Genomic DNA, 13,874 nt, shown 5'->3' on the forward strand with positions numbered 1-13,874 from the left:
AGTGGATTCTATCGACACTCGCAGCGGTGTCAACGTAACGCGTCCAACGTCTTTCCCCTTCATCCTAACGATTCGAGCAGATGTTTACACCCAACGAGAGCGAATTTTCAGACCTGGCCGTTGACCACGATTTTGTGCCCGTGTTTCGACGCCTGCTGAGCGATTCATTGACTCCCGTGACAGCTTTTCGGCTACTCGATGACGGAGGTCCCGCGTGTTTGTTCGAAAGCGTGATCGGTGGCGAAAAAGTAGGACGCTACAGTTTTTTAGCTGCCAGCCCCATCAAACGCTTCGCCGCGCGTGGCGAGGAAATCACGATTAGCGATTCGCCTACCTACACCGCAAAAGACCCGCTCGAAGAATTCCGACATCATGTCCACTACAAAGTCGCTCACCTGGAGGGCCTGCCGCCCTTCGTCGGCGGGGCAATCGGCTATGCTGGCTACGACGTCGTCCGCTATGTCGAGCATCTTCCCAATGCCCCCGAAGATGATCGCCAATTACCCGACCTTGACTTCTCGTTTTACCATACCCTTTGCGTCTTCGATCACGTCGGGAAGACCATCACGGTCGTCTCTTTGGCCGATTGCCGACTCGTCAAAAACGCCGATCAGGCCCAACAGGCGTACGCTCAAGCGACCGAAAACGTCAATCAAGCGATCGAACGGTTGACGCGTCCTGTTTCCCACAACACCGACGGGTTTATCGAGGTCACCACCGAGACAAAAGAGGCTCTCCATGTCGATTCCAACTTCACTCGCGAATCGTTCAAGAAGGCTGTCCTCGACTGCGTCGAATACATCCGCGCGGGCGATATTTTCCAGGTCGTCCCAAGCCAACGATTGAGCGTCAAAACGGATGTCGATCCCTTTGAAATCTATCGATCCCTCCGTGTTGTGAATCCCAGTCCATTCATGTTTTATGTCCGCACACCCGATTGTGTTCTGGTCGGCTGCTCACCGGAAATCATGTGCCGAGTAGCCGATCGAGTGGTCACCGTCCGCCCCCTCGCGGGGACACGCCGACGTGGCAAGACGGACAAAGAGGACAAGGCTCTCGAGAAAGAATTGTTGGCGGATCCGAAAGAACGAGCCGAACATGTGATGCTCGTCGACCTGGGCCGAAACGATGTTGGCCGAGTCGCCGAGTTCGGCTCGATTGAGTTGACCGAGATCATGGTCGTCGAACGCTACAGCCATGTGATGCACATCAGTAGCGAAGTGCAGGGAACGCTGCGGGAAGGACTTGATGCGTTTGACGCATTAAAAGCCTGTTTGCCAGCAGGCACCGTTTCGGGGGCTCCGAAGGTCCGAGCGATGGAAGTGATCGACTCGATTGAACCACATCGCCGAGGTCCCTATGGGGGAGCCGTCGGCTATGTCGACTACCGAGGCAACATGGACACTTGCATTGCCTTGCGAACAATGGTCGCCAAAGACGGCGTTGTCTACGTCCAAGCTGGCTGCGGAGTCGTCGCTGACTCGGATCCCGACGCCGAATACGACGAGACGATCAACAAGGCCCGAGCATTAGTCACTGCGATCGAGATGACAGTGGAACGAGTCAAGTCTTCTTCATAAGCTGTGTTTTGACGATCCGTTAAACCGCGTTACTTGGTTGCGTGCCTACCTGAATCAAAAACGGGGCTGTGAAGAGAACTGCGTTAGGAAACGAGCCCTTTGGTGACGGTCATAAAGACGTCTTCCAATGTTGGATCACGATCGTTGAAAGACCGCATTCGAACACCTTCGCGAATCAATTGCTCCATCAAACTGGCGACAATCTCGTCATCCGCTTCCAATTCGACAATCACTTTGTCGGGCTCTTGTTCGAGCGATCGCAGGGCCGCACATGAGCGCAAAATGGACAACCCCGCATCCGCATTTTCGAGGAACCGGATTTCAACGATTCGATTGCGACGGATTTGCCGATAAACGCTTCCAATGGGGCCACTCATCAACAGTTTCCCTCGCTCGACAATACCGATCGAGGTACAACAATCGGCCAGCTCCGTCAAAATATGGCTGCTGATTAAGATCGTTTTGCCCATTTTGCGAAGCTCTTTCAGAAGCGCCTTCACTTCGACTCTGGCACGCGGATCGAGACCACTAGCAGGTTCATCCAAAATCAACACAGGGGGGTCATGAACGAGTGTTTTTGCCAAACAGAGGCGCTGTTTCATTCCACGCGACAATCCATTTACGAAATCATCGCGTTTATGGGTGAGATCCAATAGCTCCAACACATTGCTGATGATTTTCTTTCGTTCGATACGTCCGATCCGATAGGCAACCGCAAAGAAATCCAAGAACTCCCAAACCCGCATCCCATCGTAGACACCAAAGTTATCAGGCATGTACCCGATCGCTTGGCGAACGCCGACAGGGTCACCCATCACGTCACAGCCGGCAACTTCGCCACGCCCACGAGAAGCTCTCAGCAGCGTCGCGAGAAAACGGATCGTTGTACTTTTCCCGGCACCGTTTGGCCCGATAAAGCCGAACGTTTCACCTTGATCGATTTGCAAATCGATCGAATCAACGGCCATGAAATCGCCGTAGTCCTTGCCGAATCCCTCAAGGGTAATCATTCGTTTTCCTGTCCAAACAATGAGCTGCGAAAATCGGTTTCGAGGTTGTCGTCCGGTTGTCGATCGACAAACGGAGGATAACGCAGGTGAGCGACGACCACTGTCTGTGCCACCAATTGGCTTGCAGCAGGGACGACATTGAGGTCAGGCAGCGATGCAGCGATCCGGGCAACCATGCGACTCGACCCCGGCTCGATAAGCTCAGGGTTTAACAGGCAACCGATAAAGCTTGACGCTTGCAGAGGCAGATCTTTGGGGACACGAACCTCATCGAAATCGCGATAGCGAAGCGACGTGGTCGTTCCCGGTGCGACCGTTCCGAGGATCGCGACTCGGCACGTCGAGTCGGCCAGTTTTTCAACGACAAATGCGTCGAGAAACTCGTGCTCCGATTCGTTGACCAGCGATGGTCCGCTAAGACGAATGCTGCCACCGAGGTCGATGATTTGTTCACTGCGGACCAATTGCGTTTGGTTACTGCCAACCGATATGTCAGCCAAGGTTGGCCCTTCTTCATAATCGGTTCGAAACGTCACTGGCTCCGTCTCTGGGCCTCGTTCGTTCGCGCGAACCGAATCGGCGACAGCATCGATCGTCTTGAAATGAAAGTCATAGTCACTCGATAGCGAGTTGTAGATTGCCATCAACCTCGACAGATGAGCACGTTGATAATTTGGCTGAATTTCGAGCAGGGCGATCTCGGTTTGACTACGAGCAAAACCGATATCCAAACGGGCTGCACGGGCGACCCAAATCGCACCGACGATGGCGATCACGGGAACCGCCAACCAAGCGTATTCCATACGTCCCAACAGTCGAAACAGTAGATAGTTGAGTGGTATCAGAGCCAACAAATAGAACCCTAGCGAGCGAATGACCAAGTCAGAACTCGGTATCTCGATTCCCGATTCTTGCCGTAAGATTTTTTTCGACAAAGCCAATGCATCGCTTTCAGTTCCCCAAGCACTTGTTCCCATCACCGGGTCCGATCGCGTGAACGGCTCGATTTGATTTGCTGACGAAGTCAGCTCGCATGTAACCTTTTGCCCCCGTTCACTATCGGATGGCATTCCCAGGACAGCGTCTCGTGACAGCAGTCGAAACTTCGAATTCATAGTGGCGGTCGCTTCGAAACGCCCCGTTTGGGGATAACGATGGCGAAGTGAGTTGTCTTTGGTATCCGCAACAAATTCGCGACGAGGCCGATCAAGAATTGCGGCGTTCACGAAACTGTCAAACGAATTCCAATTGGTCAGCCAATCACTCGTTAAATCAAAACGCGACTGGACCACGCGTCCGCGTCCGACTCGACGAGCAATGAGAAGATCCTCACAACCGAAAACCGGCTCAGCGTCCTTTGCCTTGGGCCCTTCAACGGCAATTCGCCCTGATTGGCTTTTCAAAAGAGCGATCTGCCCTGCGGTTGATCGATCGGTTTTGATCGACCACTGAGAGAGCAGCTTATCGCCAGCCTCGGAATCGAGCTCGACGTTACCACTCGGCCTGATCGGTAGGACATCGGCAGCGGACGAATTCGAAATCGCTTCGGAGGCATTCGCGCCATTGACGATCAGTTGGCCACCAAAGTGAACCCAATCGGTCAACGCTCGCACTTGCCCAGGCGTTAACGCGTCCGATGCCACGTCGTCCCAGAGCACGACGGCGGTGCTGGTCCAATCAAGCATCGTTTCCGAAATCGGCAACAGTTCGCCCGCCTTGGGAATGACGACACGGTAGTTGGCCGCTTTGGTCCTAAATGCCATTTCCGGTCGATAGGGCCTTCGCCAATCCGCCGTTTGCAGTTTGACAAAACGCTCGGGTCGCGTGGTCAAAATGACGAAAAAGAACTCCTCTTGAGACAACGCTTCGAAGTCGGGCGATAGGATCTCAAACGTGGACCTGCGGTTGGACGAAACGAACGTGCTCAACAAAGAAACATTCTGGTTCGTAGAAGGGACCGAGGGCGTCAAAATGCGAAAGTCAAAGCGACGAGATTGCCCTTTGGGTAGCACCGTGGGCCGGACATTTTTGAGGCTCGCGAGTTCTCGATCGCGAGACCGTGCTGCACCCGAAGCATCGGGACGCGGATTCGACGAGAGCGCCGAATCGTCGCCCGGAAACTCGGGTGCTGCGGTGGTAGAGGGAGCATTGACAAAGATCCGGCTCTCTAGATCGCCACGAAGGTCTTCTTTGTTGCTCTTGATGGCCTGAGATGCGGTCATCCAGTGCCCTGGCTTGACCGCTCCCCGGATGAGACTGTTTTCGGCCGGGAAGACTTGAGCCGGACGAAAGGAGAAGTCTGCGACGGGGATCGGTTTGGTTTTATCAGCGTCTTCCTCGGTATCCCTGCGGCAACCTTCACAGCCAACGATCAGGGGCGTGGAAAGAATGAACAGCAGCAAATAGAAACGCGTCATCATGTAATGGTAACAAAGATACCGCGAAGGCCGAAATCGGGCAGAAAAAAAAAGACGCACGCCCAGCGGTGCGTCTTCAGGATAGGTGGGCATAGGCTCCAAGTGCCTTGTCACCGCTTGATTTTAGGCCTGGCAAATTAGGCCTGGCAAATCAGGCCTGGCAAAAGAGTGGCTGGGGGCATCTTATCCCCGTAAACTGCGACTGGAGGCCACAGCCACGAACAAGACTTACCCAAATCCTTCGTAGTGGCAAAGCACTCGCCTGTGGACACAACAGGCAATTGCCTCTACCAGCCCATCACCATATTCGACTCAATCGCTTTGCGAGCGTGTTCGAGATCCGAGCCGGTTTCCATACGATAGAGACGAATCGCGTTGACTTTGTCGCCCGATGATCGGCTCAGGCATTCACGAGCGATGGCACACGGATCGTTTGCGGTACTGGTTAAACCGAGCGCGCCTTTGCTAATAACCCAAGTATCACGCGGGCGTTTGGTCAGCCGAGCGATCTCGTCGTTCGGATATGCCTCGGCGACGACCGCGCGGGCAGCGTCCTCGTCTTCGGCCCACGTGATTAGGATGTGTGAATCGGTTTCAACCTCGAACAGTGGCATCGGAAAGCTCCTTAAGCAGGTTCGGCAAGACAGAGTTGGGCGGCAGAGAATCCACCGCGCCTGACACTCAATGATACTGCTATCGTTGCCAAAATGCAAAGTTGGAGAAGCTCGGATTAAGAAATCTTGGCAATATATTTTAGGATTCAGATCGGTAGGACCGCTTTGGTCGGCTTTGCCGTTCTGTTTCGATCATCGTGCCCTCCATCCCCCCGTTTAACCACTTCGAGGCACTTCGCTCAACAAAGGCCTTTTGTGTGTCGTGTTTATTTGCCACGAACCAGCCACGAACCAAACGAATGGGCACGAACCAAACGAATGGGCACGAATCGAAGAATTCCATTCGTGCCGACCCGTGAAATGCGTGGCGCGATCCACCCAACAATCCTCTCACGGGCAATCCTCTCACGGGTAAAGGAGAAAATTGGCGGTAGATGTCGTTCATGAAGAACGACGCTTGCTGGGAACCCGCTTGGAAAGCTTCAACGTCTATTTTCTCGGGTGGTTTTACCAAAAAACAGCGAGCCGGCTTCCCTAATCTGAGGATTGTGGCTATAGTTTGGCCTTTAGACAGGAATCTTGCCTTTAGACCTCCGCTTGAAGTCGTTTATTCGCTATCTTATTGATTGATGGGTTACCGTTGATGTTGGCATTCTGCCGATCTCGACTCCGCCTACCCCCCAATTGTAACATACCACTTCGACAAAATTCCCCGCCACGGTTCCACTGCGGCGATGTGAGGAAGTCATTTATGTAACTTTAATCTCTAACGAACGAGCCAACATGTCATTCAATCCGGTGTGATTCGCCAACTTGACCACACAGATTCCTCCCTTCCGACGCAGTTTATAGCGGCAGGAAGTTGGTAACGATTGTGACATTTCTATTGTGCCGAGAATTCTGCCCCGAAAAGCTAATAGGGGAGACCAGATAGGCGATTTTAGGCTCGAAAAAACGAAACTGACAGGACTGTACTCCGTGCCCGCACGCATTTACGCGCTCGCAAAAGAACTTAATTTAGACAGCAAAGATCTCGTCGATCTCGTGAAGAAGGTCGGCATCACCGGTAAAGGCTCCGCGCTAGCCAGTTTAACGGATGAGGAGGCTGACAAAGTCCGCGAACACATCGCGGGCGCATCGAAGTCGGCCCCCCCCAAAGCCGCTGCTGCTAAACCGATGGCTGCTGTTCGAGAACCGGTCGCCCCAACCGAACGAAAACCGGTCGCGATCAAGATCGGCAGGCCTTCAGGCTCGAAATCCGCAGGTGGATCGTCGAAGCCAGGCGTTGCAGGCGGTTCAAAAGCAGCGCCCGCCTCTCCGATTCGGTCGCCTCTCTTCGGACCCGGCAGCGCCGAACGCGATTTGTCGGGCGGGAAAACGAAGACGCCAGAGCCAGCTTCCGCGGAGCCGGTTGCGGAATCACCTAGCACCGAGAAGGCTAGCACCGAGAAGGCTGGCACCGGAAAGCCCAAGGTCACGACGACGCCAACGGGTCAACCCGTGGTTGCGAAAACACCGACGCCCGGGCCGCTGGCGAGTGGCTCGTTTGGTACAGCAGCTTCGGCAAAGTCTGGCGATGCGAAAGCCTCGGATGGGAAAGCTTCCGATTCCGCCAGACCTGGCGATCAACCGAAGCCTGGTACGGGAGACAAATCATCCGACGAATCCCCCCGCAAGAGCATTGCAGCACGTGTCGCTAGCAAGATTGGATTCGGAACCAAGTCGTTGCCGAAACGTCCTGCTGATTCGGGTCCAGTCGCTCCGATTCGCAGTGACGCTAGCGTCGGTCGCAGCGGTGGTGGCCCCGTCCGTTCGCTTGACCGGCCTTCTGGCGGTGGCGACAAGAAGACGGGATCAGGCCAAGGCTCCAAGCCGAAGCCTCGTACACCAAGAATCAATGTCAAAATGGCCTCCTTGCCTGACGCCCCGGTCACCAGCCGGCCCAAATCGGCTCCGGGTGAGCCCAAAGCTCAAAAGCCAGACATCAAACTGAGCAAGGATGTCATCGCGGGACACAAGCAAGGCATGAAAGCTCCGCTTGAGCAATTGGCAGCCGAGGATTCCGAAAGCAAGCGTGGCGGAACCCGAAAACCGGGTAGCGGTGGGTTGAGCGGTTTCACGGGCGAGAAAGGTCGCAAGGGCCCCCCCGGTGCACGCGTTGCCGAAGTCGAAGAAGAGAAGCCACGCGGCAAGAAGAGCTTGTCGGGGATGGCCAGTGCTCGAGCCGAACGTTCACGTGGTGGCGGTGGACGCCGACGGCACGACGTCATGGATCGGACCGGCGGTACAGGTCGCGAAATGCGATACCAACGCCGTACCTTCAAACGAAAGGGCACCAACACAGCCGCTCCGCGGAAAGACAAAATCCAGCTCGAGTTGCCTTGCACGGTACGTAGCTTCTCAGAAGCTGCCGGAGTCCCCGTCGCTCAGGTGCTGCGTGTGCTGATGGGCATGCAGATGATGATCAACATCAATTCGGAACTCGATCTAGAAACCGCCGAATTGATCGCGACGGAAATGGATATCGATATCGAGTTGAAAGCTTCGGAGACACTCGAAGACGAAGTGATCTCGGGCTTAGAGAATATCGAGGATGCACCGGAATCGCTCGTTTCTCGACCTCCGATTGTCACCTTCCTCGGCCACGTCGATCACGGCAAAACCAGTTTGCTCGACTATTTGATTGGAATCAATGTTGTCAGCGGCGAAGCAGGCGGGATCACACAACATATTCGCGCTTATGAAGTCGACAAGGACGGACGCAGCGTCACGTTTGTTGATACACCGGGTCACGAGGCTTTCACCGAAATGCGAGCCCGTGGGGCCAACGTTACCGACATTGCCGTCTTGGTCATCGCTGCGGACGACGGCATCATGCCGCAAACCGAAGAGGCGATTAGCCATGCCAAAGCAGCCGAAGTGCCGATCGTTGTCGCGCTCAACAAGTGTGACCTCGAAGGGGTCGACCCCACCCGTGTGCTAACTCAGCTTACCGAACACCAACTGACTCCGTCGGAGTGGGGTGGTGATGTCGAGGTGGTCCGCACCAGCGCCATCACGGGCGAAGGGATGGACGAGCTACTCGAAACCCTGCTGACAATTGCCGAAATGAACGAGTACACTGCCAACCCCAACCGCCACGCGATGGGTGTTTGCATTGAAGCGGAACAACAAGGCGACCGCGGTGTCGTTTCGAAGTTTGTCGTTCAAAATGGAACCCTGCGTGTCGGCGACGTCGTCGTCTGCGGACCGGCTCATGGCCGAGTCCGAGCGATGCGAGACACGCTGACAGACAAGGAAATCAAGGAAGCGGGTCCAAGTACCCCGGTCAACATCATTGGTCTCGACCAAGTGCCAGGTGCCGGGGACCGTTTTCACGTCCTCGACGATATCACCAAAGCACGTGAAATCGCCGAAAGCCGCGAAGCGACCAGCAACCGCGAAAGTCTATCGGGTTCGTCGACCAAGGTATCGTTTGAGAATTTCCAGGAATTGTTGGCGGGCGGGACGCTCGGGAAATCCGAAGACAAAGTACGCTTAAACGTCATTGTGCGTGCAGACGTCAAAGGTTCGCTCGAGGCCATCGACAAAGAATTGGCGAAGTTCGAGCACCCCGAGGTCGATATCCGCGTCTTGCAGCGAAGTGTTGGCGGTGTGACGTTGGCCGATACAACCCTCGCGTCTGCATCGGATGCAGTCATCTTGGCGTTCAACGTCATCCCCGACGAACAAGCCCGGGCGATGGCAGATGAGCGAGGTGTGCAGATCCGTCGCTATGAAGTGATCTATAAGATGACCGACGACATCAAAGCGATGATCGAAGGACGGTTAAAACCTGAAGAAAGAATCGTCGAACTTGGTCGCGCCTTGGTCAAACAAGTCTTCTCGATCAGTCGAGTCGGTACGATCGCCGGTTGCTATGTCGCTCAAGGCGTTTTCCAACGGGGTTGCCGAGTCCGTATCAACCGAGATGGCCGGAAAATTGGTGACTACCCACTCGATTCACTCAAACGGGTCAAGGAAGATGTGAAAGAGGTGCCGCGTGGTATGGAATGCGGCATTCGGTTGTACGGGTTCAACGACATCAAACAAGATGATGTCTTGGAAGCGTACAAAATTGAAGAGGTCGCCCGAACGTTAGATTAACGGACGTGTCGGATTCCTGTGTTCACTCAATACCTTTCACCTTTTCTTTTTTCGAATGTCAAACCGACGATTACTTAAAGCCGCCGAAGCAATCCGCGAGGTTGTTGCTTCGGCCATCCTGACGGAGATTCGTGACCCGCGTGTTCACGATGTGACGGTCATCAATGTCCAGGTCACTCCCGATATGCGCGAAGCCAAGGTCGCCGTGAGCGTGATGGGCAATGAAGCCCAGCAACAATTGGCGATTCGTGGCCTACAGAATTCGGCTGGCTTCTTGCAGAGCAAGATCGCCAAGCGGATCGAGGCTCGCTACACGCCCAAGTTGTCATTTACACTCGATAAAGGTATTCAAAATGCCCTGGTCGTTGGTGAGCTATTGGCGCAGATTAAACGTGAAAAAGAGGAAAACGGGCAGCCGAGCGACCCGGTAGATGTAAGCATGGATGAGAACCGCACCGACGAGACCGAAGGTGAAAACGTTGATACGTAATCGCCATCGCGGTTCGCTAGCGAACTCCCGTTCTCGATGCCATTGCCATCTCTAATTCTGCGACGAGTCTCGCTTGTCCCTTTAAACCACTTACATCCCATTGATGCACTTCCGATGTCAGCACCCAATCGTTCTACACTGATCAACAAACTTTTTACTGCCTTAAAAAAGCACTACACACCGACTCCTCCGCAACCGGCACGCCCACTTTTAGAGCACCTCATCTACGCATCGCTCCTGCAGGACGCTCCTGCGGATTTGGCCGATGAAGGGATGGCAAAGTGCGAGCAGGACTTTTTCGATTGGAACGAAGTGCGAGTGACGACGGTTAGTGAGTTGAGTCAAGTGCTCGGCCGTTTGCCCGATGCGAACAAGGCGGCTCAGCGGGTAAAAAGCAATTTGCAATCGGTGTTCGAAGAATTCTACACGTTCGACATCGATCATCTGAAGAAAGAAAATCTTGGTAAGGCGGTCGCCAAATTTGAAAAGATGCCAGGCGTGACCCCATTCGTCCTCAGCTACACCGTTCAGCACGGATTGGGTGGGCACTCGATCCCTGTTGATTATTCCGCAATGGTTATTTTGATGGTGACCGAGATTGCCTCCCAGCCCGAAGCAGCGGGTGGCAAGGTACCAGGGCTCGAACGTGCTATCTCCAAGAGTAAAGGGATTGAATTCTCCGACCTGCTTCATCAGGCCGCCGTCGAATTGAGCGTCAACACGAAGAGTAAAAAGGCACGCAGTTTGGTCGACGAAGTTGCTAAGGGATCCAGCAAAAGACTTGACGAATGGTTGAGTGGAAAAAAAGAGCAAAAGAAACGCGTTGCAGCGCGCAAAGCGGCTGCAGCCGAGGCAGCCGAAGAAGAAGCCGAACAAGTGCTCGCGGACGCAAAAACGGCGGGAAAAGCGGATCCGAAAGCCAAGACCAAGAAAAGCTCCAAGAGCTCCGCCAACCAAAAGACGGTCGCGCCCGCTTCCAAGACTGAAGCCCAAAAAACGAAGCCGCCAACTCCCCCGAGCGATAAAGTCACAACATCCACGTCGACAGCAAAAAAGAAAACGTCAAAGAAAAAACCGGTTGCTTCAGCAAAAGAAAAAAAACCGGCTAAGAAGTCGAGCAAAGCTGCGTCGAAGTCAATCAAGCCGGATACTTCTTCGGAAGCGAGTTCTAAGAAAAAAACCGGGAATCGAAAACTAACCAAACGTAAACCGCGATAAAGCAAACAGAAGAGTATATGGCAGGTCATTCAAAGTGGGCGAACATCCAACATCGCAAAGGACGCGTCGATGCCCAACGCGGAAAGCTGTGGAGCAAATTAAGCAAGGCGATCATCGTTGCTGCGAAGTCGGGTGGCGGTGACCCGGACGCTAATCTTCGTTTGCGGAAAGCAATCGACGATGCAAAATCGGTCAGTATGCCCAAAGACAATATCCAAAGGGCAATCAAACGGGGTACCGGTGAGATCGCTGGTGGTGACCTCGAAGAACTGCTCTACGAAGGCTACGGGCCAGGTGGTGTCGCCGTTATGTGCGAAGTCCTAACCGATAACCGAAATCGCACAGCGCCCGAACTGAGAACCATGTTCGGCAAATTTGGTGGCAATCTCGGTAGCTCCGGATGCGTTTCCTACCTCTTTGATCGCAAGGGACTTTTTGTCTTGGAAGCGGCATCGGTGGACGAAGAAAAAGTGACCGAGATCGCACTTGAAAATGGTGGCGATGATGTCGAAGTGACCGATGATGGGAAAATCCAAGTCACCTGCGCACCCGACGCGTTCGATGCGCTTCGCGATGCGTTTGAGGCGGCGGAGTTGACAACCGAAATGGCCGCCATTAACCAGATCCCTCAAACCACCGTCGAGGTCGAAGGGTCGGTCGCCAAGTCGGTACTGAGACTTCTCGAAGCTCTCGATGAGCATGATGACGTGCAAAACGTCAGCACCAATTTGGATATCACCGACGAAATGTTCGAGGATTGATGGGCTCGGCCCCTGCAACACCGACGTTAACCTTTCCAAACTTTGAGGTCGTGCCGTTCGTAACTCCAGCTAAGTCAACGACTGAACCACCTCCCACAAACGAAGAGGTCGTGCCGCTTTTCAGTGCAACATGGCTAACAACATACAACCTCCCTCAAGCGAAGCTTGGGAGAGGTCGAACGCGGCGTTAAACCACACAACCGCTTCGCCGGGAGGGTGAAGTCAATGCCTTCCGCTCAACGTGGCATACACGGTTCTGACGATCATGTCTCCTCCCTTATCCTCTTATTGAACCGATTTCTATGCAGATCATTTGCTTCGAAGATAACCGTGTCCTTCATCTCGCACCGATTACCCAATCGCGACCTGCATACGCAGTGACCTGTGCGAGCCTGAGGCTGATCGATCGCTTGAGTCTATTGGTGAAAGGGCCGTCGTCCGGTGGCGGACTATCCGGCAATACCTTATTGGGCGATGTCCGCGATTTTCTTGCGGACATTCAAAAACTTGACTATCAAATCGATCCCGTGGCAAAGCGAGTCGACGGAAGTTGGAAAATCGATGATGACGGTATCCTCCTAGTCAATGCTCGTTTGGTCCCGCGACTGGAATTGGACGAAATCTTAAAGGAAGTTGCTGCAGAAACGCGTTCCTTATGCATGGTCGACGATGCCGATGGATCGGTCTTGATCGCTCGCTGGACCGCAGCCGACTTGGCAGCAAAACGTTCGCTGCTGACGTCGGAAACCGATGAGTCGTTTACCGAGTTGCTCGTCAAAGAATCGGAACGACTGCAACGGTCGCCTTACTCTCCATCGGCATTTCATTGGCCGCATGAAATCGTATCGTGGCACATGAATGAAATGCGCGACTCCGTCGAGTGGCGAGTCGCCAACGGGAATTACAAACAATTGTCAGATGGCGTGTTTGTCGCTGACGGCGTTTCGCTTGGCGACTACCTTTCGATCAACGTTGAAAATGGTCCTATCGTCTTGGAATCTAACGTGAAAGTTGGGCCCTTCTGCTATCTCGAAGGACCGCTGTACGCAGGCGCAAACACCAAAGTGATCGAGCATTCGGCAATCAAAGATGGGGTCTCACTCGGGCACACCGTCAAAATTGGCGGCGAAGTGGAAGCATCGGTGATCGAACCGTACACCAATAAACAACATCATGGATTCCTGGGGCATAGCTACCTTGGTAGCTGGATCAACCTCGGTGCAGGTACATGCAACAGTGATCTAAAGAATACGTACGGCAAGATCAATATGGAGTATGGAAACGAAAAAATAGCAACCGGCATGCAGTTCGTCGGCTGTTTTATTGGCGACTATTCGAAATCGGCAATCAATACCAGTATCTTTACGGGAAAGACGATTGGTGTATGCAGCATGCTCTACGGTTTCGTCACTTCGAACGTTCCTAGTTTTGTCAATTACGCCCGCTTGTTTGGTCAAACGGCGTTATTACCCACCGATGTGATGATCGCCACCCAATCGAAAATGTTTGCACGGCGGAAGGTTCAACAACGAGAATGCGACAAACAGCTAATTCTTGACATGTACAATCTATCAGCGTTTGAAAGGGAAACTCCCGAAAACGAAATGCTTTAAAGCCTGAAAAACAATAACGTTTACA

9 protein-coding genes are annotated in these 13,874 nt (G+C 53.7%); 6 read left to right on the forward strand and 3 right to left on the reverse strand.

The genetic code is table 11. The features are described 5' to 3' along the window. The first annotated feature begins 80 nt into the window (after positions 1-80). Entirely contained in the window at positions 81-1,580 is a 1,500-nt protein-coding gene (gene trpE, locus Q31b_RS10150) for an anthranilate synthase component I (protein ID WP_146599581.1), read from the forward strand. Positions 1,581-1,663: 83 nt separating this feature from the next. Here trpE and Q31b_RS10155 read toward each other — a convergent pair whose 3' ends face one another. The 3 genes from Q31b_RS10155 to Q31b_RS10165 form a co-directional block, all read right to left on the reverse strand. After that, positions 1,664-2,590 (reverse strand): ABC transporter ATP-binding protein, encoded by a 927-nt coding sequence (locus Q31b_RS10155; protein WP_146599582.1) that lies wholly within the window; start codon positions 2,588-2,590, stop codon positions 1,664-1,666. After that, a complete protein-coding gene (locus Q31b_RS10160) occupies positions 2,587-5,100 on the reverse strand; it encodes a hypothetical protein (RefSeq protein ID WP_146599583.1) in 2,514 nt (837 codons plus the stop codon). The genes Q31b_RS10155 and Q31b_RS10160 overlap by 4 nt, the downstream gene beginning before the upstream one ends. A 194-nt stretch (positions 5,101-5,294) precedes the next feature. Then, positions 5,295-5,621 (reverse strand): DUF6793 family protein, encoded by a 327-nt coding sequence (locus Q31b_RS10165; RefSeq protein ID WP_146599584.1) that lies wholly within the window; start codon positions 5,619-5,621, stop codon positions 5,295-5,297. Between the two features lie 978 nt (positions 5,622-6,599). On the opposite strand from Q31b_RS10165, the gene infB reads away from it, so the two are divergent. The 5 genes from infB to Q31b_RS10190 all read left to right on the forward strand — a co-directional run bounded on the left by infB (position 6,600) and on the right by Q31b_RS10190 (position 13,849). Beyond that, positions 6,600-9,767, forward strand: coding sequence for a translation initiation factor IF-2 (infB, locus tag Q31b_RS10170; RefSeq protein ID WP_146599585.1), 3,168 nt, complete (start codon positions 6,600-6,602; stop codon positions 9,765-9,767). 55 nt (positions 9,768-9,822) lie between these two features. Continuing rightward, positions 9,823-10,257, forward strand: coding sequence for a 30S ribosome-binding factor RbfA (gene rbfA, locus Q31b_RS10175; RefSeq protein ID WP_146599586.1), 435 nt, complete (start codon positions 9,823-9,825; stop codon positions 10,255-10,257). Between the two features lie 114 nt (positions 10,258-10,371). Continuing rightward, the gene (locus Q31b_RS10180; RefSeq protein WP_146599587.1) at positions 10,372-11,475 is read left to right on the forward strand and encodes a hypothetical protein; all 1,104 of its coding nucleotides are present in this window, start codon (positions 10,372-10,374) and stop codon (positions 11,473-11,475) included. Between the two features lie 17 nt (positions 11,476-11,492). Then, positions 11,493-12,236 (forward strand): YebC/PmpR family DNA-binding transcriptional regulator, encoded by a 744-nt coding sequence (locus tag Q31b_RS10185; protein WP_146599588.1) that lies wholly within the window; start codon positions 11,493-11,495, stop codon positions 12,234-12,236. A 302-nt stretch (positions 12,237-12,538) separates the two neighbouring features. Then, complete coding sequence (locus Q31b_RS10190) at positions 12,539-13,849, forward strand: putative sugar nucleotidyl transferase (protein ID WP_146599589.1); 1,311 nt, start codon at positions 12,539-12,541, stop codon at positions 13,847-13,849. Positions 13,850-13,874 lie beyond the last annotated feature (25 nt).

The organism is Novipirellula aureliae, assembly GCF_007860185.1.
GTDB lineage: Bacteria > Planctomycetota > Planctomycetia > Pirellulales > Pirellulaceae > Novipirellula_A > Novipirellula_A aureliae.